The sequence below is a fragment of the Buttiauxella cochleicola genome (assembly GCF_021282435.1).
Lineage (GTDB): Bacteria > Pseudomonadota > Gammaproteobacteria > Enterobacterales > Enterobacteriaceae > Buttiauxella > Buttiauxella massiliensis.
In genome coordinates, this window is the sequence record NZ_JAJSOT010000008.1 from 213,488 (window position 1) to 235,584 (window position 22,097).

22 protein-coding genes, 1 tRNA gene and 1 rRNA gene are annotated in these 22,097 nt (G+C 51.1%); 10 read left to right on the forward strand and 14 right to left on the reverse strand.

Annotation, left to right across the window (positions count from 1 at the left end):
• Positions 1-12: 12 nt before the first annotated feature.
• Positions 13-1,311, reverse strand: coding sequence for a CYTH domain-containing protein (locus LVQ77_RS18250; RefSeq protein ID WP_232866260.1), 1,299 nt, complete (start codon positions 1,309-1,311; stop codon positions 13-15).
• A gap of 243 nt (positions 1,312-1,554) precedes the next feature.
• Here LVQ77_RS18250 and LVQ77_RS18255 point away from each other — a divergent pair, with 243 nt between their 5' ends.
• Both LVQ77_RS18255 and LVQ77_RS18260 read left to right on the forward strand, forming a co-directional pair.
• Complete coding sequence (locus tag LVQ77_RS18255) at positions 1,555-2,175, forward strand: TIGR04211 family SH3 domain-containing protein (protein WP_064516062.1); 621 nt, start codon at positions 1,555-1,557, stop codon at positions 2,173-2,175.
• A 60-nt stretch (positions 2,176-2,235) separates the two neighbouring features.
• Positions 2,236-3,489, forward strand: coding sequence for a multifunctional CCA addition/repair protein (locus LVQ77_RS18260; protein WP_232905170.1), 1,254 nt, complete (start codon positions 2,236-2,238; stop codon positions 3,487-3,489).
• Between the two features lie 76 nt (positions 3,490-3,565).
• Here the strand turns inward: LVQ77_RS18260 and bacA are convergent, their stop codons facing one another.
• Both bacA and folB read right to left on the reverse strand, forming a co-directional pair.
• Positions 3,566-4,384 carry an undecaprenyl-diphosphate phosphatase gene (gene bacA / locus LVQ77_RS18265; protein ID WP_232866263.1) on the reverse strand — a complete coding sequence of 273 codons (819 nt, stop codon included), beginning with the start codon at positions 4,382-4,384 and terminating at the stop codon, positions 3,566-3,568.
• A gap of 106 nt (positions 4,385-4,490) precedes the next feature.
• Positions 4,491-4,859 (reverse strand): bifunctional dihydroneopterin aldolase/7,8-dihydroneopterin epimerase, encoded by a 369-nt coding sequence (gene folB / locus LVQ77_RS18270; protein WP_232866264.1) that lies wholly within the window; start codon positions 4,857-4,859, stop codon positions 4,491-4,493.
• A 107-nt stretch (positions 4,860-4,966) separates the two neighbouring features.
• Here folB and plsY point away from each other — a divergent pair, with 107 nt between their 5' ends.
• The gene (gene plsY, locus LVQ77_RS18275; RefSeq protein WP_232866265.1) at positions 4,967-5,584 is read left to right on the forward strand and encodes a glycerol-3-phosphate 1-O-acyltransferase PlsY; all 618 of its coding nucleotides are present in this window, start codon (positions 4,967-4,969) and stop codon (positions 5,582-5,584) included.
• 35 nt (positions 5,585-5,619) lie between these two features.
• On the opposite strand, the gene tsaD is transcribed toward plsY, so the two are convergent.
• Positions 5,620-6,633, reverse strand: coding sequence for a tRNA (adenosine(37)-N6)-threonylcarbamoyltransferase complex transferase subunit TsaD (tsaD, locus tag LVQ77_RS18280; protein WP_232866267.1), 1,014 nt, complete (start codon positions 6,631-6,633; stop codon positions 5,620-5,622).
• A gap of 247 nt (positions 6,634-6,880) precedes the next feature.
• Here tsaD and rpsU point away from each other — a divergent pair, with 247 nt between their 5' ends.
• From rpsU to LVQ77_RS18300, 4 genes are all read left to right on the forward strand, one after another.
• A complete protein-coding gene (gene rpsU / locus LVQ77_RS18285) occupies positions 6,881-7,096 on the forward strand; it encodes a 30S ribosomal protein S21 (RefSeq protein ID WP_001144069.1) in 216 nt (71 codons plus the stop codon).
• A gap of 166 nt (positions 7,097-7,262) precedes the next feature.
• Complete coding sequence (gene dnaG / locus LVQ77_RS18290; protein ID WP_232866268.1) at positions 7,263-9,020, forward strand: DNA primase; 1,758 nt, start codon at positions 7,263-7,265, stop codon at positions 9,018-9,020.
• Between the two features lie 273 nt (positions 9,021-9,293).
• Positions 9,294-11,132 carry an RNA polymerase sigma factor RpoD gene (rpoD, locus tag LVQ77_RS18295; protein ID WP_232905171.1) on the forward strand — a complete coding sequence of 613 codons (1,839 nt, stop codon included), beginning with the start codon at positions 9,294-9,296 and terminating at the stop codon, positions 11,130-11,132.
• Between the two features lie 207 nt (positions 11,133-11,339).
• A tRNA-Ile gene (locus LVQ77_RS18300) sits at positions 11,340-11,415 on the forward strand.
• A gap of 57 nt (positions 11,416-11,472) precedes the next feature.
• On the opposite strand, the gene LVQ77_RS18305 is transcribed toward LVQ77_RS18300, so the two are convergent.
• From LVQ77_RS18305 to LVQ77_RS18320, 4 genes are read right to left on the reverse strand one after another with little or no spacing between them, the layout of a single operon-like run.
• The gene (locus LVQ77_RS18305) at positions 11,473-12,183 is read right to left on the reverse strand and encodes an amino acid ABC transporter permease (RefSeq protein WP_232905172.1); all 711 of its coding nucleotides are present in this window, start codon (positions 12,181-12,183) and stop codon (positions 11,473-11,475) included.
• Positions 12,173-12,952, reverse strand: coding sequence for an amino acid ABC transporter permease (locus LVQ77_RS18310; protein WP_232905173.1), 780 nt, complete (start codon positions 12,950-12,952; stop codon positions 12,173-12,175). The genes LVQ77_RS18305 and LVQ77_RS18310 overlap by 11 nt, the downstream gene beginning before the upstream one ends.
• The gene (locus tag LVQ77_RS18315; protein ID WP_232905174.1) at positions 12,949-13,773 is read right to left on the reverse strand and encodes an amino acid ABC transporter ATP-binding protein; all 825 of its coding nucleotides are present in this window, start codon (positions 13,771-13,773) and stop codon (positions 12,949-12,951) included. The genes LVQ77_RS18310 and LVQ77_RS18315 overlap by 4 nt, the downstream gene beginning before the upstream one ends.
• Position 13,774: 1 nt before the next feature.
• Positions 13,775-14,593 (reverse strand): ABC transporter substrate-binding protein, encoded by an 819-nt coding sequence (locus tag LVQ77_RS18320; RefSeq protein ID WP_232866283.1) that lies wholly within the window; start codon positions 14,591-14,593, stop codon positions 13,775-13,777.
• Between the two features lie 218 nt (positions 14,594-14,811).
• Between LVQ77_RS18320 and LVQ77_RS18325 the strand changes: the two genes are divergently transcribed.
• Positions 14,812-15,534: a DUF2461 domain-containing protein gene (locus LVQ77_RS18325; protein WP_232905175.1), complete on the forward strand. Its 723-nt coding sequence runs from the start codon at positions 14,812-14,814 to the stop codon at positions 15,532-15,534.
• A 91-nt stretch (positions 15,535-15,625) separates the two neighbouring features.
• Positions 15,626-16,810 (forward strand): purine ribonucleoside efflux pump NepI, encoded by a 1,185-nt coding sequence (gene nepI, locus LVQ77_RS18330; protein WP_232905176.1) that lies wholly within the window; start codon positions 15,626-15,628, stop codon positions 16,808-16,810.
• A 52-nt stretch (positions 16,811-16,862) separates the two neighbouring features.
• Here nepI and tauD read toward each other — a convergent pair whose 3' ends face one another.
• From tauD to tauA, 4 genes are read right to left on the reverse strand one after another with little or no spacing between them, the layout of a single operon-like run.
• Positions 16,863-17,711 (reverse strand): taurine dioxygenase, encoded by an 849-nt coding sequence (gene tauD / locus LVQ77_RS18335; protein ID WP_064556549.1) that lies wholly within the window; start codon positions 17,709-17,711, stop codon positions 16,863-16,865.
• Positions 17,708-18,535 carry a taurine ABC transporter permease TauC gene (gene tauC, locus LVQ77_RS18340; RefSeq protein ID WP_232866278.1) on the reverse strand — a complete coding sequence of 276 codons (828 nt, stop codon included), beginning with the start codon at positions 18,533-18,535 and terminating at the stop codon, positions 17,708-17,710. Before tauC ends, tauD begins: the two co-directional genes overlap by 4 nt.
• Complete coding sequence (gene tauB / locus LVQ77_RS18345) at positions 18,532-19,299, reverse strand: taurine ABC transporter ATP-binding subunit (RefSeq protein ID WP_232905177.1); 768 nt, start codon at positions 19,297-19,299, stop codon at positions 18,532-18,534. Before tauB ends, tauC begins: the two co-directional genes overlap by 4 nt.
• A 10-nt stretch (positions 19,300-19,309) precedes the next feature.
• Positions 19,310-20,281, reverse strand: a complete 972-nt coding sequence (gene tauA, locus LVQ77_RS18350; protein ID WP_232905178.1) for a taurine ABC transporter substrate-binding protein — start codon at positions 20,279-20,281, stop codon at positions 19,310-19,312.
• Positions 20,282-20,570: 289 nt separating this feature from the next.
• On the opposite strand from tauA, the gene LVQ77_RS18355 reads away from it, so the two are divergent.
• Entirely contained in the window at positions 20,571-21,023 is a 453-nt protein-coding gene (locus tag LVQ77_RS18355) for an acyltransferase (protein WP_232905179.1), read from the forward strand.
• A 65-nt stretch (positions 21,024-21,088) separates the two neighbouring features.
• Here the strand turns inward: LVQ77_RS18355 and LVQ77_RS18360 are convergent, their stop codons facing one another.
• Positions 21,089-21,562, reverse strand: a complete 474-nt coding sequence (locus tag LVQ77_RS18360) for a VOC family protein (RefSeq protein WP_232866282.1) — start codon at positions 21,560-21,562, stop codon at positions 21,089-21,091.
• Between the two features lie 456 nt (positions 21,563-22,018).
• Positions 22,019-22,097: ribosomal RNA gene (gene rrf / locus LVQ77_RS22515) — 5S ribosomal RNA — on the reverse strand; the annotation flags it as partial.

Below are 22,097 nucleotides of genomic sequence, written 5' to 3' on the forward strand. Positions count from 1 at the left end.
GTATGACGGGGATTATTTTCCGCTATGCAGCCAGAATGGGGCCTGCGCAATAGCTTCATTACGATAATGTTCGATTTCTACTTGTTGGCGCGTCGCAATGGCATGACGCAGCCCTTGCCAGTTGTCCAACCACGGTTGCGTTTTCGCATCTTCATAAACGCCTGCCAGCAGACGGATAGAGCCAGTTTCACGCGCCAGACGCGGCAGTTGATCAGCATAGCTGTCACCTAACGGGCGCTGGAAAGTTTCTTTAAGTTCTGCGGCGTGGCGCGAAAGATGGGTATCCGCAAAACGCTTAAACGAACCCGCCAGTTTGACGTTAGCTTTTTCGTCGGTGAATTTCTGCCATTGACGCCCTACCAGCCACTCGGTCAGCGCCAGTTTGGCCTGGCTACTTTCGGCGCTGAAAGCCAGCTCCTGCGCTTTAAGGTCAGAGGCCAACATGGTTTCATAAGTTGCGACCAGTTCACGAACTTGCGTACTCGCCTTGCGTGGAATAATGCCGCCGAACAGCGCCAGTGCGTAGCGCACAAGGCCAACCGCTTCCAGAACCTGTGCTTTCGCTTTGCCGTTACCACGCAACCACAACTCTTCATGGTATTGCCAGTGGCTAAGCGCCAGTTCCAGTGAACCTTCCAGTCCTTGTTCAACCGTCGCTTTCGGGGGAACGCGTAATACCGTTAACGGCTTAATTTCTCTTTCCATATTTCCCTGCACCAGATGGTATCCACGCGCGGCTTTGCTCAGGCTGCCCTGACGTAAACCCGGTTGAGCAACCAGTTGCTTCGCAAAGGCTAAAACGTCTGCCGTCTCGCCTTCGAGTAATTCCAGTTCCAGCTCGCACAATGGCTCAGACAGTTCACCCGCTTTCACTTCTCCGAGATCCAGCGCCAGTTCGATACGGCTTTTGCCGTACGTCACCACCCATTTTTCGCGGGCAAAATCAGTGCTGAAAAGTGGGTTTAGCTGGGATTGCAAATCGTCCGGAGAAAGGCCCTCAGGCCAGACTTCTTTTGGCAGCAGCGACAGGTCAAGCTCAGCCTTGCTAAGCTCAACATTATATTCCGGGCGCTGGTGCAGCCCGCCAGTGACACGGCCTGCGATTTTCATCGTCATTTCATAGCGGCCATTATCGCCACGGATGCGTAAACCCATATCATGACGGCGCAACTGGTTGTCGGCGGTTTCATAATAGATGTTGAGCAACTGGCGGGGTTCACTATGCTGGCTTTCCAGCGAATTTAATGTGTTACGAAGAGAATCCAGTACAGCTGGATTAACAATAAATTTGAGTTCGATTTCCTGAGTCATCGTCATTTTACTTTTGGTTGTGTCACATCGGGCTAATGCCTGACGAACTTAATCGTTTGATGGGTGTCAGTAGATAATATTTTTCGCCAAATTACCATGAGTGGCGCGCATTTTGACGAGCCATAAGCTGTGAGCAATTGGTCAAATTCACACCAGGATGATTCTCATTCAGGTTTACGGATTGCACCGTCAGACTGATGCCACTACTATCGTTCCACTATTTATGACAATAACGACGAAATCATGCACAAATTCCGCCTAATTTGCCTTACTTTGCTCTCCCTTAGCGTTTCCGTAGTGGCTCATGCCGATGAAAAACGTTATGTATCTGACGAATTGAACACCTGGGTGCGTAGTGGTCCTGGGGATAATTACCGCTTGCTTGGCACCGTAAATGCGGGCGAAGAAGTGACATTGCTGCAAAGCAATGAAGAAACTAAATATGGCCAAGTGCGCGACAGTAATGGCCGTACCTCCTGGATCCCACTGGCGCAACTGAGCACCAATCCAAGCCTGCGTACGCGTGTGCCGGACCTTGAAAACCAGGTTAAGACGCTGACTGACAAGCTCACAAATATCGATACCACCTGGAATCAGCGCACGGCTGAAATGCAGCAGAAAGTTGCACAGAGTGACAGCGTAATCACTGGTCTTAAAGAAGAAAATCAACAACTTAAGAACCAATTGATCGTCGCAAAGAAGAAAGTCGATGCCGCGAATGTTCAGTTGGATGACAAGCAACGTGCCATCATTATGCAGTGGTTTATGTATGGCGGCGGCGTCGCTGGTTTCGGTCTGCTGCTCGGCCTGTTGCTGCCTCACATGATCCCAAGCCGCAAGAAGAAAGATCGCTGGATGAACTAATCTGCAACCCTGTATCCTACACTTACGTATTATCGTAATTGGATGCAGGGGCATTAAAGCGTGAAGATTTATCTGGTCGGTGGTGCAGTACGTGATGGGTTGTTGAGATTACCGGTCAAAGATAAAGATTGGGTGGTTGTTGGTGCAACACCACAAGAGATGCTTGATGCTGGGTACCAGCAGGTAGGGAAAGATTTCCCGGTGTTCCTGCACCCTAAATCACGTGAAGAATATGCACTTGCGCGTACTGAACGTAAATCAGGCCAGGGATATACAGGTTTTACCTGTTATGCCGCGCCTGATGTCACGCTTGAGCAGGACTTGCTGCGCCGCGATTTGACCATCAATGCGATTGCCCAGGACGAACACGGCGAATTTATCGACCCTTACAACGGGCGTGCCGATATCGAAAATCGTCTGCTGCGCCATGTTTCTCCCGCTTTTAATGAAGACCCGCTGCGCGTTTTACGCGTGGCGCGTTTTGCTGCACGTTACGCCCATCTTAGTTTCCAGATTGCCCCAGAAACCCTGACGCTGATGTCCTCCATGGCCTCTAACGGCGAACTTGAGCACCTCACGCCGGAGCGCGTGTGGAAAGAGACGGAAAACGCCCTCACCAGCCGTAACCCGCAGGTTTATTTCGATGTGCTGCGCAAATGCGGGGCATTGAAAGTGTTGTTCCCGGAAATCGACGCGCTATTTGGTGTGCCTGCGCCAGAAAAGTGGCACCCAGAAATCGACACCGGTATTCACGTTCTGATGACGCTGGCGATTGCCGCCCAGCTCAGCCCGGACGTTGACGTACGCTTTGCCACGCTGTGCCACGATCTCGGTAAAGGGCTCACGCCAAAAGAGTTCTGGCCGCGTCACCATGGGCATGGCCCGGCAGGGGTAAAACTTGTCGAACGGTTATGCCAGCGCATGCGTGTGCCGAATGAAATTCGTGACCTCGCCAAACTGGTTGCCGAATATCACGATCTGATTCATACGATTTCTATCCTGCAACCCAAAACCATCATCAAATTATTCGATGCCATCGACGCATGGCGCAAACCACAGCGCGTCGAACAGGTGGCGTTAACCAGTGAAGCCGATGCTCGTGGGCGCACTGGTTTTGAAGCCAGTGATTATCCACAAGGCAGGTTGCTGCGAGCGGCCTGGAATGCGGCGCAAAGCGTCACCAACAAAGAAGTGATTGATGATGGTTTTAGCGGACCCGCAATTCGCGATGAATTAACGCGCCGCCGTATTGCCGCCGTGGAAGCATGGAAAAAAGAAGCGGGGTTGACCACGCCTTTACCATCCGCTAGCTGATGGATATCTGCCACAAACGAAGACGCCAAACAAAAAGCCACTCAATATGAGTGGCTTTATTACTGAGTGGAGAACTTTAGAAGAAGACGAAATAAACCACTGCTGCGACCGCAAAGCGATAAATTGCGAATGGGATAAAGGAGATGCGTTTAATAACTTGCAGGAAGGTTTTAATCGCAATCAGCGCAACGATGAATGCGGTAATAAAACCAACGGCAAACATTGGCAAATCAGCCATGGTTAGGAAACCGATGCTCTTATACACATCCAGCACCGTGGCACCCATCATCATCGGCACCGCTAGCAAGAACGAGAACTCAGATGCTGCATAACGGCTAACACCCATTAACATCCCACCTGAAATTGTCGCACCAGAGCGAGAAAAACCAGGCCATAACGCTAAGCACTGGAAGCAACCAATTGCAAAAGCCTGACGATAGGTGATGTCATCAACCCCATCAGCACGCGGGACTTTTGGTTTTAACAGTTCTGCTGCAATCAGCAATACGCCGCCGACGACTAATGCGTACATGACGTTTATAGGGTTAAAGAGTGATTTAATGGCATCGTGGAATACCAGTCCCAGAACCACAGCAGGCACCATACCCAGCAAGATATGGATCAGCGACAAACGCCCTGTTCCAGTACCTTCATGCGGTTGGCGACCAAAATGAATGCCAATCAAGCCAAACAGGCGGCGCCAGAACATCACCACAACAGCTAAGATCGAACCAAGCTGGATTACCACTTCAAATGTTTTCGCGGTATCACCTTCAAATCCCAGAAGATGACCAACAATAATCATATGGCCGGTGGACGAGACGGGTAAAAACTCCGTTAACCCCTCGACAACACCAAGAATCGCGGCAATAACCAACGAGTGCAGATCGCTCATTAAAAAAATCCTCTAACCCCAAAAACAAACGTTAAAAAAGCGGCATCTGCCGCGAAAGATCACAGTTCAGACCAGGTTACCTACTTTTGGTTTAACTATGATGAACTTATTTACTGAGTTTAAGATTAACGCCACGCTCAATCACCACGCCAACATTCGCGGCCTGTGCCACAGCGCCTGGCTTGCTGACTTTTAACCTGATCCAAGGTGAGTTAAAGCGAGTCAGCAGCAATTGCGCTACCTCTTCAGCAACACGTTCTACCAATGCAAAACGGCCGCCAGATACATGGTTGATTACCGCTTCGCTGACATCTGCATAGCTTAAACAATGAGTTACATCATCACTGCTGGCGGCCAGGCTATTATCCCATGCCATCTCGATATCAAATACCAGCTTCTGGGAGATGGTTTGTTCCCAGTCATAAACACCAATAGTGGTGATTACAGTAAGTTGCTCTATAAATACAATATCCATCACGCCCTGCCCGGTTTTTAGTCACGCCAGATACCACTTCCGGCGAAATATGCGTATTATCCACAGATGCAGAGAATACAACGACACTTTCAAAATGGAACAGCGTTATGAGTGCAATCGCGCCTGGCATGATCCTGCTTGCGTATCTTTGCGGCTCAATTTCTAGCGCCATCCTGGTCTGCCGAATCGCCGGTCTCCCTAACCCACGAGAGAATGGATCCGGCAACCCAGGTGCGACCAATGTTTTGCGAATTGGCGGTAAAGGTGCAGCCGTAGCGGTACTCATTTTTGATGTTCTCAAAGGAATGTTACCCGTCTGGGCGGCTTACGCGCTGGGTGTGACACCTTTCTGGCTTGGGCTTATCGCCATCGCTGCCTGTCTTGGCCATATCTGGCCCGTTTTCTTTAATTTCCACGGTGGCAAAGGGGTTGCGACCGCCTTTGGCGCTATTGCACCTATCGGCTGGGACTTAACCGGCGTGATGGCTGGAACCTGGCTGTTGAGTGTATTACTCAGCGGTTATTCCTCACTAGGTGCCATAATTAGCGCACTGATTGCCCCTTTCTATGTCTGGTGGTTCAAACCGCAGTTCACCTTCCCGGTCGCTATGCTTTCTTGCCTGATTTTAATGCGCCATCACGATAATATTCAGCGTTTGTGGCGCGGGCAAGAAACCAAAATCTGGAAGAAACTGCGCAAAAATAAAGACAAAAAAAAGGAGTGATTGCTCACTCCTTCTCGACTAATTCTGCAAAGTTTTTACGCCGCAGGTAACTCAGCCAATGGCCAACGTGGGCGGACTGTTACGCTTAATTCGCCCACCGTTCCTGCTTTCAAACGAATCATACCTGCATAGGCAATCATCGCACCGTTATCGGTACAAAACTCAGGACGAGCGTAGAAGACTTCGCCACGGCGCTTAGCCATCATTTCTGCCATACGCGCACGCAGTGTACGGTTGGCGCTCACACCACCAGCCATCACCAGACGTTTAAAACCAGTTTGATCCAATGCACGTTTGCACTTGATTGCCAGGGTATCAACAACCGCATCTTCAAAGGCACGAGCGATATCGGCACGCGTTTGCGGGTCTGCTTCGTTGCCGCGAATAGTGTTCGCAGCAAAGGTTTTCAGACCAGAGAAACTGAAATCAAGACCAGGGCGATCGGTCATCGGGCGTGGGAAAGTAAACCGCCCTTCAGTGCCCTCAGAAGCCATTTTTGACAACATTGGGCCACCAGGATAATCCAGACCCAATAGTTTGGCCGTCTTATCAAAGGCTTCACCTGCAGCGTCGTCAATTGACTCACCCAGAAGTTCGTATTGGCCAATACCCGTCACACTAATCAGTTGCGTATGGCCGCCGGAAACCAGCAGTGCCACAAACGGGAACTCTGGCGGATTATCTTCCAGCATCGGGGCTAATAAATGCCCTTCCATGTGATGCACCGGCACAGCGGGTACATCCCAGGCAAACGCCAGAGAACGGCCAATTGTTGCGCCTACAAGCAGTGCTCCTACAAGCCCTGGTCCGGCGGTATAGGCAACACCATCAATATCTTTTGCTGTTAATCCAGCCTCTTTAAGAGCCGCCTGAATCAATGGCACGGTTTTACGTACATGGTCACGGGAAGCAAGCTCCGGCACCACGCCGCCGTAGTCAGCATGCAATTTCACCTGACTATACAATTGATTGGCTAATAAACCTTTTTCATCGTCGTAAATGGCGATGCCGGTTTCATCACAGGATGTTTCTATACCCAGTACACGCATGGCGTTCTCTACCTCAAAGTCTTGCGGCGAAGTTTAAGCCCATGAGCGCTTATTGTAAAACTTTGCTCACATACTGGGCGTAGGTGGTGTATAATCCGCACCCCTGGAAGATTCCGGCCTTAAAAGCCAGGTTTCTGGTTGTCCGGTGCTTTACAAAGCAGCAGTAGTTGCAGTAAAATTCCGCACCATTTTGAAATAGCTGACGCCTCAGTCAGCGGCAAACCGAATTTATCAAAGGTGAGAGTTAATGCCGGTAATTAAAGTACGTGAAAACGAGCCATTCGACGTAGCACTGCGTCGCTTCAAGCGTTCTTGTGAGAAAGCAGGTGTTCTGGCGGAAGTTCGTCGTCGTGAGTTCTATGAAAAACCAACGACTGAACGTAAACGCGCTAAAGCTTCTGCTGTGAAACGTCACGCTAAGAAACTGGCTCGCGAAAACGCACGCCGCACTCGTCTGTACTAGTATCCTGGAGGTTTACACCTCCGGAACAGACTTGTAGTAGTTGTAAAGGCCGTGCTTCCGAAAGGAATGCGCGGCTTATTTTCGTTCATGAACTGACATACTTCCTGCTCTTTCGCACTGCTGCAATATCGCATGTCTGAAGGAAAGCGAGTACCAAACGGGGCCTATGGCTGGACGAATTCCACGTGTTTTCATCAATGACTTGCTGGCTCGCACCGACATCATCGATCTGATCGATGCGCGTGTTAAGCTCAAAAAGCAGGGCAAGAACTATCATGCGTGCTGTCCGTTCCATAACGAAAAAACCCCCTCTTTCACCGTAAACGGTGAAAAACAGTTTTACCATTGCTTCGGCTGTGGGGCACACGGCAACGCCATCGATTTTTTAATGAACTATGACAAGCTTGAGTTTGTCGAAAGCGTTGAAGAATTATCAGCGATGCACAATCTTGAAGTGCCTTACGAAGTCGGTAGCGGACCAAGCCAGATTGAGCGTCATCAACGGCAAAGTCTTTATCAATTGATGGATGGCTTGAACGCCTTCTATCAGCAATCCCTGGCTCAACAATCGGCTGAATCTGCACGCCAGTATCTGGAACGGCGTGGTTTAAGTAACGAAGTTATTCAACATTTCGCCATTGGCTATGCTCCTCCCGGCTGGGATAATGTATTAAAGCGTTTTGGTGGCAATAGTGAAAACCGTCAAGCTCTGACGGATGCAGGCATGTTGGTAACTAACGATCAGGGACGCAGTTACGACCGTTTCCGCGAAAGGGTGATGTTTCCCATCCGCGACAAACGGGGCCGGGTAATTGGTTTTGGTGGACGAGTGCTTGGCGATGGCCAGCCTAAATACCTTAACTCCCCGGAAACCGATATTTTCCATAAAGGCCGCCAGCTCTATGGCCTGTATGAAGCACAGCAAAGCCAGCCTGAACCAGCACGTTTATTGGTTGTGGAAGGCTACATGGATGTGGTGGCATTGGCGCAATACGGCATATCGTACGCCGTTGCTTCATTGGGCACCTCAACCACCGCTGACCATATCCAGTTGTTGTTCCGGGTGACGGATACCGTTGTCTGTTGTTATGACGGGGATCGCGCAGGGCGTGACGCTGCATGGCGTGCTCTGGAAACTGCGCTACCTTATATGACGGATGGACGTCAGTTGCGCTTTATGTTCCTACCTGACGGTGAAGATCCCGACACGCTGGTGCGTAAAGAAGGAAAAGAAGCATTTGAAGCGCGCATGGAACATGCTCAACCGCTTTCGACGTTTCTTTTTAACAGCCTGATGCCTCAGGTTGATTTGAGTTCACCTGATGGCCGTGCGCGACTGAGTACTCTTGCTTTACCCCTGATTAGTCAGGTACCTGGTGAAACACTACGCATTTATTTGCGTCAGGAACTGGGAAACAAACTGGGCATTCTGGACGATAACCAGCTTGAAAAGCTGATGCCAAAGCTTGCGGAAAGCAGCACCCCGCGCCCGGCTCCACAGCTAAAACGCACAACCATGCGTATACTGATAGGACTGTTGGTGCAGAATCCGGAGTTGGCACCGAGTGTGCCACCGCTTAGCGGTCTGGAGCAGGCGAAGTTGCCAGGATTAAAACTCTTTATTGACCTGGTGAACACCTGTCTGGCACAACCTGGTTTAACCACCGGGCAGCTTTTAGAGCTATATCGCGGCACAAATGAAGCCGCCACCCTTGAAAAACTCTCTTCTTGGGACGATATAGCAGATAAGGACATCGCAGAAAAAACGTTCAACGATGCACTCGAACATATGTTTGATTCCGTGCTGGAGTTGAGGTTTGAAGAATTGATGGCACGTTCCAGAACCACTGGGCTAACGCCTGCGGAGCGTGAGGAAGTCCGTGTGATTACACAATCGATTACACAATCACGCGCGAAAAAGTAAAGGCGTTATCGGTGAAACCAGTTTTCGTGCGGACAGCGCACAGCCACCGGAGCATACTCAAGTATGTGAGGATGGCGAGCACTGCCCAAGCGGAAAATGGTGAACAAGATAGCCTGCAAGATTCTATCGGCTTAACTGCCGAACATTCGTCGGGTAAACCCGAACGCCGCGAGGATGGGCAGCGGCAATAAAATAAGTCAGCCCTCGTTACGTTATTGTTGGCGGTTTCGCCGACCGACACCAACCCTAATACTGAAGTGTGGATACCGTCTTATGGAGCAAAACCCGCAGTCACAGCTTAAACTTCTTGTTACCAAGGGCAAGGAGCAAGGCTATCTGACCTATGCCGAGGTCAATGACCATCTGCCGGAAGATATCGTCGACTCTGATCAGATCGAAGACATCATCCAAATGATCAATGACATGGGCATTCAGGTGATGGAAGAAGCACCTGACGCCGATGACCTGTTGCTTGCTGAAAACTCAAACAACACAGACGAAGATGCGGAAGAAGCTGCCGCTCAAGTACTGTCCAGCGTAGAATCCGAAATCGGGCGTACTACTGACCCGGTTCGCATGTACATGCGTGAAATGGGTACCGTTGAGCTGTTAACCCGTGAGGGTGAAATCGATATCGCTAAGCGTATCGAAGACGGTATCAACCAGGTGCAGTGCTCCGTTGCCGAATATCCGGAAGCGATCACTTATCTGCTTGAGCAATACGACCGCGTTGAAGCAGAAGAAGCTCGTCTGTCTGATTTGATCATCGGCTTTGTTGACCCGAATGCTGAAGAAGACCTTGCCCCTACCGCCACTCACATTGGTTCTGAGCTAACCAGCGAAGAAAACACTAATAGTGACGATGAGGAGGAAGACGAAGAAGAAGCTGACGATGACAACAGCATCGACCCAGAACTTGCTCGTGAAAAATTCGGTGAGCTGCGTACACAGTACGAAAAAGCTCGCGACACGATCAAAGCGAAAGGCCGTGCACACGCCGATTCTGCAGCTGAAATCCAACAACTGTCTGAAGTCTTCAAACAGTTCCGCCTGGTACCGAAGCAATTCGACTACCTGGTAAACAGCATGCGCGTCATGATGGACCGCGTTCGTACTCAAGAACGTCTGATCATGAGATTGTGTGTTGAACAGTGCAAAATGCCGAAGAAAAACTTCATCACACTGTTCACTGGCAACGAAACCAGCGAAACCTGGTTCAACGCAGCCATCGCAATGAACAAGCCATGGTCTGAGAAACTGCATGACGTTTCTGATGACGTGCATCGTAGCTTGCAGAAACTGCAACAAATTGAAGAAGAAACCGGCCTGACCATCGAGCAGGTTAAAGATATCAACCGTCGTATGTCCATCGGTGAAGCGAAAGCTCGTCGTGCGAAGAAAGAGATGGTTGAAGCAAACTTACGTCTGGTTATTTCTATCGCTAAGAAATACACCAACCGTGGTCTGCAATTCCTCGACTTGATTCAGGAAGGCAACATCGGCCTGATGAAAGCGGTTGATAAGTTTGAATATCGTCGTGGTTATAAGTTCTCTACTTATGCAACATGGTGGATTCGTCAGGCTATCACGCGTTCTATCGCTGACCAGGCGCGTACCATCCGTATTCCTGTGCATATGATTGAGACAATCAACAAACTCAACCGTATTTCGCGCCAGATGCTGCAAGAGATGGGCCGTGAACCGACGCCGGAAGAATTAGCTGAACGTATGCTGATGCCGGAAGACAAAATCCGTAAAGTGCTGAAAATCGCTAAAGAGCCTATCTCCATGGAAACGCCAATTGGCGACGATGAAGATTCGCATCTGGGTGATTTCATCGAGGATACCACCCTCGAGCTGCCACTGGACTCTGCAACGTCTGAGAGCCTGCGTAACGCAACTCACGACGTTCTGGCAGGCCTGACAGCGCGTGAAGCTAAAGTTCTGCGTATGCGTTTCGGTATCGATATGAATACCGACCACACGCTGGAAGAAGTGGGTAAACAGTTCGACGTTACCCGCGAACGTATCCGTCAGATTGAAGCGAAGGCACTGCGCAAACTGCGCCACCCAAGCCGTTCTGAAGTACTGCGTAGCTTCCTGGACGATTAATCTTATCGCCCTTCTAAAGAGCCCTCTTCGTGAGGGCTTTTTTATGCCCGTAAGAATGTCATTCCAGCCAGTATTCGTGCCCGTGTTGCCCGATGAAATACCAGAAGTGAAAAGTATAAGAGTTTGATTAGGCTTTGATTATAAAAGCAGCAGATGTCACGCAATCACTGGATTGATGCTGCAAGTTACATTATAATCCTGCGCCACGGCCCCTTAGCTCAGTGGTTAGAGCAGGCGACTCATAATCGCTTGGTCGCTGGTTCAAGTCCAGCAGGGGCCACCAAATTTTATCTTTAAAATCATATGATTAAGCCACTCGAAAGAGTGGCTTTTTTGTTATCTAAACTTTGAGTGGCGATGGTGTGGCAACAGTGCCGCGTCGGCGATACCAGCGAGACACCATGTAATTCAGGCCACAGCACAGCAGGTAATACACCAACCCCGTAAAGATAAAGATGGCCGCGGGATAGACCTGTACCCGGCTGTTGACCTGTCCCGCCACGGTGGTTAGCTCTGGCACATTGACGATGAACGCCAGAGAAGTGTCTTTAAGCAGCGCGATAAACAGCCCCACGTAGGAAGGAAAGACGTTGCGCATCGCCTGTGGAAGTAATACCAGGCGCAGTATTTGCCATGCATTCATTCCACCAGCCACCGCTGCTTCACGTTGCCCGGACGGGAGAGCCTGTAAACCCGCGAGCGTGGTGTGCATCACGGCAGCAGAGGTAAACCACGCCAGCGCCAGAGTGACGGTCAGCGCACCGGGTAAATCGCTACCGGTGATAATCGGCAGCAAGAAGTAGAGCCAGAAAATTACAAAAATAAGCGGGATACCGCGGATGAATTCAACCCAAATAAACAGTAACCGCCGCACAATGCCATCAAACCGCCAGGCGAGTCCTGCCAGCAATATCCCCCCTACCAGCGCCAACACTGCCGCTCCGGCCGCCATTAGCAGCGTCAACAATACGCCGCCCGGTTCACCCTGCGCCATTCTTCCCCACAGTAGATAATCCAGGTTGTCGGTAATCACCGTTAGATTAGCTATCATGCTGTGCCTCCGTATCCCGCACTTTACTAACATGGCGCTTATATTCGGACGGGTGCGGGCCAAGCCAGGCGAACAATCCACCCATCACCAATCCTAAAGCCAGATACAGCACTGTTCCCACAGCAAAAGCCTCCAGCGCATGTGCGTTGTAGCTTTCGATTTGTCTAACCTGATAAGTCAGTTCCGCAAAGCCGATACCAGTGGCCAGCGACGAGAGCTTCATCAAGTTAAGATACTGCCCCACTACCGGCTGCCAGGCATTCCTCATCCCTTGTGGAAGTAGGATCCAACGGAAGATCGACCAGAATGAGAAGCCTTGCGAAAGCGCAGCTTCCACCTGTCCCTGAGGTACGGCCTGCAACCCGCTGCGCAGCTCTTCGAGCAGAAATGCAGAAGTAAACAGCCCAAGCCCCCAGGCAGCGCAGAGAAACTCCGGAGTGAGCCACCACACATTTCCGGGCAGTATCGACCAGCGGTGCTCATCGTTAATAAAGCCACGCAACGCCTGCGGAAGGAAATTCCACGCGGCGAAATACCAGAACAGCAGTTGCACCAGCAGCGGCGTGTTGCGAAACAGAGATACCCATACCGCAACCACCGCGCGACCGATACGCCCGCCGGCAAGTCTCAGCCCGAGTAATAATAGCGTTGAAGCCGTTGCCAACAGTACTCCCGCCAGGGTGACCCAGACCGTGGTTAAAAAGCCGGAAATAATCCACTGCAACGGCTGTCCTGTCAGGACTCCAGCCCAGTCTATGTGCCAGTTCATGGTTCATCCTTAAACCCGGCATGCAAAGGGTCGAGTACCTTTTGTAGAAAACGCCGGGTGCGTGGATGTTGCGGTGAGCTGAAGAACCGCGCCGGAGGAGCCTGCTCAAGAATTTCGCCGCCATCGATAAACACCACCCGATCGGCAATTTCCCGGGCGAACTGCATTTCATGGGTGACGACAATCATCGTAATGCCACTGTGGGCCAGGGATTTCATCACCATCAGCACTTCACCGATCATTTCCGGATCCAGTGCCGAAGTGGGTTCATCGAACAAGATTATCTGCGGCGAGGACGCTAAAGCCCGGGCGATGGCCACACGCTGCTGCTGCCCACCGGAAAGCTGCGCAGGATATTGATGTGCTTTCTCGGCAAGCCCGACCCGAGTCAACAACGTTACTGCCTGATGTTTAGCCTCATCAGGTTCCCAGCCATGAACATGCGTCAGAGAAAGTGTGATGTTCTGCTCGGCGGTGAGATGAGCATATAAATTGAACTGCTGGAACACAAATCCGATGCGGCTACGCAAGGCACGCAGAGCTTTGCCCTGCAAATCCCGTGTCGGTTTGCCATCAATAAAAATGTCCCCCGCACTTAACGGTTCGAGCTGGTTTATCAGTCGTATTAACGTCGATTTACCGGAGCCCGAAGGCCCGCAAATCGCCACCACTTCACCTGCGTTGATTTTCAGGTCGATGGACTTGAGGACCTGGTTTTCGTCGTAACTTTTGCCAGCCTGACGAAACTCAACGCTGGCATCCTGTAAATGTGCAAAATCCGCGGCCTGCACCGCGGATCGTTTGGATAAGGCACTCACCATGTTACTGAGCTTCTATTTTAAAGCCGCGTGGCTGGGGAGTTTTACTGCCAGGACCAAACCAGCTGTCGTAAATCTTCGCCGCTTCACCGTTTTGCTCAAGCTTCACTAACTCGCCGTTAACTGCTGTAAGCAGTGCCGTTTCGCCCTTCTTCACCCCGACGCCAATCTCTTCTTTGCTGAGTAGGTCAGGGAGAATTTTGAACTTCGCTTTATCCGGTGCTTCAGCCAACAGACCGGCCAGAATGGTGCTGTCCTGGGTAATCGCCTGCACGTTGCCGTTACGCAGCGCCGTCAGCGCCAGCGGGATATCGTCATAGGAAAGCACGCGAGCGGATGGGAAACGCTGATGCAGCGCCTGCTCACCGGTCGTGCCTTTTACTGCACCAATACGGTCGTGCCCGTAGTCATCAAGTTTGTCCGCTGACGCTGCCGGTACCAGGAATTGCTGGCCCGTCACGAAATAAGGCGTGGAGAAGTCGACAACCTGCGCGCGCTCCGGCGTGATGGTGATATCAGCGACGATCAGATCCACCTTGCCAGATTGCAGCAAAGGAATGCGGTTGGCTGGATTGGTTGCCACCAGCTCCAGTTTTACGCCAAGAGACTTTGCTAGGGCCTTCGCAAAATCAACATCATAGCCAACGATATCGTGAGTTTTAGCATCGATGGAGCCAAATGGCGGGTTAGCGTCAAAAGTGGCGACGCGCACGACGCCTGCTTTTTGAATATCGGCCAGTTGGTCAGCCTGAGCCACTGTGGCGGTAAGGCCGGACAGTGCCAGTAAAACGAGTGATGCGATCTTATTTTTATGAGAGGTCATTGCGTGTGCCATAGTTTTTCCTTGTTATCCCAGCTTTTAGCAAGCTAAGGCCTTACACTCCCATATCCCGAATCGCACCACCAATGCTTAAAAAACATTAACATATGAGGAAAATATATTAAGGTTGGAGGCGTTTCACATCGATAGACAGAGAAATCCGCCATCCTTAAGCTCGCAGATATAGCCGCTTTAATGGTTCAAATAAGGGTCCATCAATAATGAATGCTCAAATAACGAAAACCCCGACGTCCACGATATCTACCGGTACAACTTTTAGCCCGGCGAGTCTGCAGTTCCTGAACAAGCTCGCGCAAAACAATTCCCGAGACTGGTTTAAAGACCACCAGGATGAATACGAAAATACCGTGCGCACCCCTGCCCTGCGGTTTATCGAGCAGATGCAGCCCGGTATTCTTGCCATTTCATCGAAGCTCACTGCCGTGCCGAAAAAGGTCGGCGGTAGTCTTATGCGCCCGCAGCGAGACAGTCGCTTCAGCAAAGATAAAACGCCCTACAAAACCAATGTCGGGATTCAGTTCCGTCATTTCCAGGGAAAAGACGTTCATGCGCCAGGGCTCTATCTCCATATCGCCCCTGACGGTTGCTTTATTGCCGCCGGAATTTGGCACCCCGAATCAAAAGCCTTGAGTGCTATTCGCCAATGTATTGATGAGAACCCCAACGCTTATCAAAAGGCGTTACAGGAGCTACAAAGCCAGGGATTTATCATGGATGGCGATAGCTTAAGTCGCCCGCCCAAAGGCTATGATAAGACTCATCCATTATTAGCTGAATTAAAACGCAAAGATTTTATCGCGTTGAAAAACATCGATTTCGAAGAGCTGTGCAAACCGGATGCTATCACTTTCTGTGCCGAACAATTTCAGCATTGCTCTCAATTGATGGCTTATCTCTGTTTTGCCCTGGAACTTGATTTCTAAAACATCTCGGGAAAGTTGCCAAAACGTTAAATGCATCACATTTACGGTGCTACACTACGCGGCTTTATTGGAAGCAGCGGCGGGTAGATTAATGAGTGAGCATATTGAAAGGATGAACGAGACAAAGGCCGTATCCAGGCCTAACTGGTCAGCAGTATTTGCTGTGGCGTTTTGCGTAGCCTGCCTGATTACCGTGGAGTTCTTACCAGTAAGCTTGCTGACACCAATGGCACAGGATCTGGGGATCTCGGAAGGTGTTGCCGGGCAGTCTGTCACCGTGACCGCTTTTGTGGCAATGTTCGCAAGTCTGTTTGTGACCAGCATTATTCGCTCAACCGACAGACGCTATGTAGTCATCCTTTTCTCTGTGCTGCTCACCCTCTCATGCCTGCTGGTTTCCTTTGCTGAAAACTTCTCCATGTTGCTGATTGGGCGCGCCTGTTTAGGGATAGCCCTCGGCGGCTTCTGGGCAATGTCGGCCTCTTTAACCATGCGGTTAGTTCCAGCTCGTACAGTGCCAAAAGCGCTCTCAGTTATCTTCGGGGCTGTCTCTATCGCACTGGTTATCGCCGCCCCGCTCGGTAGCTTCTTAGGCGGCATTATTGGCTGGCGCAACGTCTTTAATGGCGCGGCATTAATGGGTGTGGCCTGTATCATATGGGTGTGGAAAGCACTGCCGCCGCTGCCAGGTGAATCAACGCAGCATAAGCAAAACATGTTGGGTCTGCTTAAACGCCCGGGCGTACTGGCCGGCATGACGGCAATATTTATGACCTTTGCCGGGCAGTTTGCCTTCTTCACTTACATTCGCCCGGTATATATGACGCTTGCAGGCTTTGATGTCGACGGCCTGACGCTGGTGCTGTTGAGTTTTGGCATTGCGAGTTTTGTCGGCACATCGCTTTCTGCGGTTTTCCTCAAGCGTTCACTCAAACTGTCGCTGACCTGTGCCCCGCTGATTCTGGCACTGAGTGCGCTGGTTCTGGTGTTGTGGGGGAGCGATAAAATCGTCGCATCAGCCATTGCCATTATTTGGGGCTTTGCCTTTGCTCTGATTCCAGTTGGCTGGTCGACGTGGATCACCCGTTCACTTGCGGATCAAGCTGAGAAAGCGGGATCTATTCAGGTTGCGGTGATCCAGTTAGCAAACACTTGTGGAGCGGCAATTGGCGGCCTGGCACTTGATAATTTCGGCATTATTTCGCCGCTGGTGTTGTCAGGGAGTTTGATGTTACTGACAGCGTTGTTAGTAGCGACAAAGGTACGAGCAAAATAACTGTGTCGGATGGCGCACTGCTATCCGACCAGCTTCACCCACCAAAATCCCATTACCCTCGCCAGAAAGGCTTATCCCCCAGAATCGTTGCGCGATGCATGATGCGACGAGCGGGGAGATAGTCAGCATTCGCATAATGCTGCGTGACACGGTTATCCCAGATAGCGATGTCGTTTTCCTGCCAGCGCCAGCGAACCTGGAACTCCGGCTTCGTAATATGTGCAAACAGGAAGGCGAGCAGCGCATCGCTCTCTTTTTGCGAGAGGTCGACAATCCGCGTGGTGAAACCCTCGTTAACAAACAACGCCTGCTTACCGCTTACCGGATGGGTGCGGACTACCGGATGCAACAACGGTGGATTCTTAACGACCGCCTCACGCCAGCGCTGATGCTCTTCTTCACTACGGAGATGTTTATACTCCGGGAAAGATTTGCGGAAATCGTGTTCTGCTTTTAGCCCTGAGAGCAAGCGCTTGAACGGTTCTGAAAGTGCCTCGAACGCAGCAATGCCACTGGTCCACAATGTATCACCACCGAATTCTGGAAGCTGTTTTGCTGCCAGTATCGCACCGGCTGGCGGTGTTTCGATAAAGGTCACGTCGGTGTGCCAGTTATCGTTATCAGGCGGGTTATCGTTGTGCGTATCCAGCACGATAATCTCCTCCACGCCTTCCGCATGTGGATAAACCGGATGGATGTGCAGATCGCCAAACCGCTGTGCCAGCGCACGCTGCTGGGCAGGTGTAATAAGTTGATCGCGCAGGAACAGTACCTGATGGCGGATCAGCGCGTGGTAGAGCTGCTCAAATTGATTATCCGTTAAGCCCCGGCTCAGCGTTAAACCACTAACCTGTGCACCGATATAAGGCCCCAGTGGCGTAATATTCACTTTCTCGCTCATTGCCCTTCTCCATGCCATGGGGTTAAACGGCGCTGCAATGCCCGTAACCCTAGTTCTAAACAGAATGCGATAACCGCAATCACACCAATACCCGCAAGCACTACATCAGTTGCCAAAAACTCACCCGCCGATTGCACCATAAAGCCGAGCCCACGGGTGGCGGCGATAAGCTCAGCGGCAACCAGTGTTGACCAGCCTACGCCAAGCCCAATGCGGAATCCGGTCAAGATTTCCGGCATTGCTCCGGGCAAAATCACATACCAGACTATCTGAGCGCGTGATGCTCCCAACGCTTCGGCAGCACGGATGCGAACCTGTTTTGCGCTGCGCACTCCCGCCATGGTCGACATAGCAACAGGGGCGAAAATCGCCAGATAAATCAGCAAGATCTTCGAGGTCTCACCGATACCAAACCAAATCACCATCAGTGGTAAATAAGCCAGCGGCGGCACCGGGCGATAAAGCTCGATCAGTGGGTCAAGAATACCGCGTACCGTCGGGCTTAGCCCCATCGCAATGCCAACCGGAATACCAATCAATACTGCGGCCAACAGCGCGGTGAGTATCCGCAACAGGCTGGCAGCGAGGTGCTGCCAGAGCGTGGCATCCATAAAACCTTGTGGCCCAGCGATGCTAATCAGCTTTGTTAGCACCTGAAGTGGCGGTGGCAAAAATAGTGGACTTACCCACTGCTGCGCTGCCACCCACCACCACAGCAAAATGATGGTAGTGATCGTCGTGAGGCTTAACGTTATCTGGCGCGAGAACGGCCAGCGCAACGCCAGCCGTTTACGGCGAGCTTTATCCTGAATAACGATGCTCATAGGAAGCCCTCACGTTGCTCAAACACCCGGCTCAACACATATTCGCGTTTCGCGATAAATTCCGGATCGGATTTAATACTGCGGCATGGCTCGCCTGCGGTGAATCGACGGCCAAAGTCGAGTGGGATACGCTCCAGCACACGCCCTGGTCCCGGTGAAAGCAACACCAGTTCAGTTGCCAGAAACACGGCTTCTTCAATGTCGTGCGTAATTAACAGCACCTGACGGCGGCTTTCATGCCACAGCTTGAGCAGCAAGGTCTGCATTTGCTCGCGAGTAAAGGCATCCAGCGCACCGAAAGGCTCATCGAGCAGTAAAAGTTGCGGGCGAGTCGCCAACGCACGTGCAATCCCTACCCTCTGACGCTGCCCGCCGGAGAGCTGCCAGATGGCGCGTTTCGCCTTATCTTCGAGCCCCACTTTACGCAACATCTCGATCGCGATTTCCTCACGTGCAGGCTTTGGCTGCCCGGCAAGCTGCAAACCAAATGCGACGTTATCCAGAACCGAACGCCACGGCAGTAGCCCTTCATTCTGAAATACCACGCCGCGTTCAGCGCCCGGCCCCGTGACCTGCTTGCCCGCTAATGTAATGCTGCCGGAGTGATAAGGAACAAAGCCAGCTATCAGGTTCAGCAGCGTAGTTTTCCCGCAACCAGATGGGCCGAGAACCACCAGTAACTCGCCCTCATCCACGGTCAGATTAATATCGTTCAGGACCGTTTTACCGTCATAATCTGCGCTTAAATGCGAAACCTGTAACATGGCTAACTCCTTACTGCGCCAGCGTTTTCACGAAGCGGTCGGTGACAAACTGGCTGTAATCCGTTTCCACAGACGGGACTTTCCCCTGCGCTTTCAGGAACTGGGCAGTATCAACAATAGCTTTATTTACTGGGCCACTAAGCTGCTCAGTTTGTTGGTTAGCGGTGAGGTAGGTATTACCCTTCACCAGCACCGGAACATCGCTTTCAGGTACGCCACTCAAACGTGATAGTTTGCTCAGGTTATCCGGCTGTTTTAGCCAAACGTCCGGGTTGTCGATATAGCTTTTCTGGGCAGCGAGAGCGCTTTTAGCAAAGGCTTCCACCACTTCAGGATGCTGTTGCGCGAAATCTTTACGCACAACCCAGACATCCAGTGTTGGCGCACCCCATTTGCCCACTTGCGCGGAGTCGGTTAACACCGTGCCATCTTTCTCCAGCTCGTTAACCGCAGGCGCCCAAACATAAGCGCCGTCAATGTCGCCACGCTGCCAGGCGGCAATTATTGCCGGTGGCTGAAGGTTAAGGATTTCTACCTGACCTGGTTTAATTCCCCAGTGCTTCAGGGCCGCCAACAGGCTGTAATGCGTTGTAGAGATAAACGGTACGGCAATACGCTTGCCGATGAGATCTTTCGGACTTGAGATACCTTTCTTCACAACCAACGCTTCGGAGTTACCTAATTGCGAAGCGAGCAAGAAGACTTCGATAGGCACATTTTGACTTGCCGCCACAGCCAGCGGGCTGGAGCCGATATTGCCAATTTGTACATCGCCCGATGCAAGCGCTCGGACCACGCTCGCGCCGCTGTCGAATTTACGCCATTCAACTTTTGCTCCGCTGTCTTTGGCAAACGTATTATCAGCCTGCGCGACCTTGGCTGGTTCAGCAGAAGTTTGGTACGCGATCGTCACGTCCACCGCGAATACTGGCGTTGCAATAAGGGCAAGCGTAGCCAGCCAGAGAGAATGTCGTTTTGCCATGAGGAGAGCTCCTGTATCGATGATGGGAGTAGTATTTCCAATGGCGGTAATTAGATAAAAGAATTAAAAATTATCGCTAATACTTTTATGTTTTTAGCTGAAATGTAGGGAAGGATAGTTGGGAGATGGGAATAGGATGGCGCTTAGAAAAAAAAGGGATCCAATCTGCTTGCTGGCAAATATACTGATATCGCTCCCGAAACCAGGCCTTTTGCTTCATGTTTATGTTGCCGCTCACGGCTCGAATTGACTCACAAAATGGATAACCAGGGAGCTACGGAAAGGAAAAATGAAAATACTAAAACGCGGTATCAGAGATGTGACAGCCAGTGACAAAGTAACGGTATGCGAACCGGTAAACCTTTACGAATGCACCCTGCACGATGATGTCTTTGTCGGCCCTTTCGTGGAGATTCAAAGACATTGTGTCATTGGTGCGGGAACCCGAATTCAGTCACATTCATTTCTCTGCGAGAAAGTTACCACCGGCAGTAACTGCTTTATTGGCCACAATGTGACGTTTGCCAACGATCTCTTCCGCTCCGGAAAACTCAATCCAGATCCCGAAAGTTGGATTAGTATTCACCTTGGCGACAACGTGATCGTGGGCAGTGGAAGCACGATCCTGACGGAATTTATCTGTAGCGGTGCAGTGATAGGAGCCGGGAGTGTGGTCACGAAGGATATTCTTAAGCCGGGAATTTATGCAGGCAACCCGGCCCGGTTATTGCGGGAGGTTTAGGGCCGGGATTTACCGTTTTATGACGGCGACACGCATTGGCTGTAGGTCCAATGTGCTTCAACTCGTCAACCACGTATTGCAGCTTCGATAGCAGCCACATCTATTTTCTTCATCGACATCATAGCTCCAAACGCACGCCTGGCGGTGTCTCCCCCCGTCGCCAGAGCTTCAGTCAGTACGCGAGGAGTAATTTGCCAGCTAACACCCCATTTATCTTTGCACCAACCGCAGTCGCTTTCCTGGCCGCCATTACCAACAATTGCGTTCCAGTAGCGGTCCGTTTCCGCCTGGTCTTCGGTCGATATCTGAAAGGAAAAAGCTTCACTATGTTTGAAATGCGGCCCGCCGTTGAGGCCGATGCATGAAACACCCGCGACGACAAATTCGACAACTATTGTGTCGCCTGCCTTGCCAGCTGGATAGTCTCCAGGGGCAGGAATAACGGCACCAACGCTGCTGTCTGGAAAGGTCGCAGCATAAAAATGAGCAGCGTCTTCCGCATCATGATCAAACCAAATACAGATAGTATTTTTAGCCATAAGTTAGCCTGCTTGTTGTGTTTCTCAGTTTCGATAACCGTACCGCGGTGCCTTGCTAGCATTGCGTCTTTTATGTTTTACCAACCATAAGTATGTACTGGATCTGATTCATGTGAGTGTCAGAGGCGTGATCTGTGGTCTGTATCGCTTAATGGATGGGAGGTTTAGCTACGGGAATAGTAAATCAGCGGGATGAGGGAATTTAAAATAGTGGATTAAACTGTATAACGATGCGTTCTTCAGAGGATTATAGCGAGAAAATGAGGGTGGTTTTCGTAAATCGCAGACAGCAAAAAGCCCTGTACGTCAGTACAGGGCTTGTATTCGTATCATCCTGATACTCACCCCTGCGGGGCCGTCGCAAGCGACGTGCAACATTGCTCCCGACAATGTTGTCCACTTAGCAAACACAAAAAAGCCCCATGCTTTCGCATGAGGCTTGTTTGTTTATTTGGAGCCTGGCAGTTCCCTACTCTCGCATGGGGAGACCCCACACTACCATCGGCGCTACGGCGTTTCACTTCTGAGTTCGGCA

Bases quoted from the DNA above. Each gene is read 5' to 3' on its own strand.
- LVQ77_RS18310 (WP_232905173.1), bottom strand. From the start codon at position 12,952: ATGAACTGGCACATAGACTGGGCTGGAGTCCTGACAGGACAGCCGTTG.
- tauB (WP_232905177.1), bottom strand. From the start codon at position 19,299: ATGTTACAGGTTTCGCATTTAAGCGCAGATTATGACGGTAAAACGGTC.
- LVQ77_RS18325 (WP_232905175.1), top strand. From the start codon at position 14,812: ATGAATGCTCAAATAACGAAAACCCCGACGTCCACGATATCTACCGGT.
- LVQ77_RS18320 (WP_232866283.1), bottom strand. From the start codon at position 14,593: ATGACCTCTCATAAAAATAAGATCGCATCACTCGTTTTACTGGCACTG.
- LVQ77_RS18250 (WP_232866260.1), bottom strand. From the start codon at position 1,311: ATGACTCAGGAAATCGAACTCAAATTTATTGTTAATCCAGCTGTACTG.
- tauD (WP_064556549.1), bottom strand. From the start codon at position 17,711: ATGAGCGAGAAAGTGAATATTACGCCACTGGGGCCTTATATCGGTGCA.
- LVQ77_RS18305 (WP_232905172.1), bottom strand. From the start codon at position 12,183: ATGATAGCTAATCTAACGGTGATTACCGACAACCTGGATTATCTACTG.
- LVQ77_RS18360 (WP_232866282.1), bottom strand. From the start codon at position 21,562: ATGGCTAAAAATACTATCTGTATTTGGTTTGATCATGATGCGGAAGAC.
- rpsU (WP_001144069.1), top strand. From the start codon at position 6,881: ATGCCGGTAATTAAAGTACGTGAAAACGAGCCATTCGACGTAGCACTG.
- LVQ77_RS18255 (WP_064516062.1), top strand. From the start codon at position 1,555: ATGCACAAATTCCGCCTAATTTGCCTTACTTTGCTCTCCCTTAGCGTT.
- tsaD (WP_232866267.1), bottom strand. From the start codon at position 6,633: ATGCGTGTACTGGGTATAGAAACATCCTGTGATGAAACCGGCATCGCC.
- rpoD (WP_232905171.1), top strand. From the start codon at position 9,294: ATGGAGCAAAACCCGCAGTCACAGCTTAAACTTCTTGTTACCAAGGGC.
- tauC (WP_232866278.1), bottom strand. From the start codon at position 18,535: ATGAGCATCGTTATTCAGGATAAAGCTCGCCGTAAACGGCTGGCGTTG.
- nepI (WP_232905176.1), top strand. From the start codon at position 15,626: ATGAGTGAGCATATTGAAAGGATGAACGAGACAAAGGCCGTATCCAGG.
- folB (WP_232866264.1), bottom strand. From the start codon at position 4,859: ATGGATATTGTATTTATAGAGCAACTTACTGTAATCACCACTATTGGT.
- bacA (WP_232866263.1), bottom strand. From the start codon at position 4,384: ATGAGCGATCTGCACTCGTTGGTTATTGCCGCGATTCTTGGTGTTGTC.
- dnaG (WP_232866268.1), top strand. From the start codon at position 7,263: ATGGCTGGACGAATTCCACGTGTTTTCATCAATGACTTGCTGGCTCGC.
- tauA (WP_232905178.1), bottom strand. From the start codon at position 20,281: ATGGCAAAACGACATTCTCTCTGGCTGGCTACGCTTGCCCTTATTGCA.
- LVQ77_RS18355 (WP_232905179.1), top strand. From the start codon at position 20,571: ATGAAAATACTAAAACGCGGTATCAGAGATGTGACAGCCAGTGACAAA.
- plsY (WP_232866265.1), top strand. From the start codon at position 4,967: ATGAGTGCAATCGCGCCTGGCATGATCCTGCTTGCGTATCTTTGCGGC.
- LVQ77_RS18315 (WP_232905174.1), bottom strand. From the start codon at position 13,773: ATGGTGAGTGCCTTATCCAAACGATCCGCGGTGCAGGCCGCGGATTTT.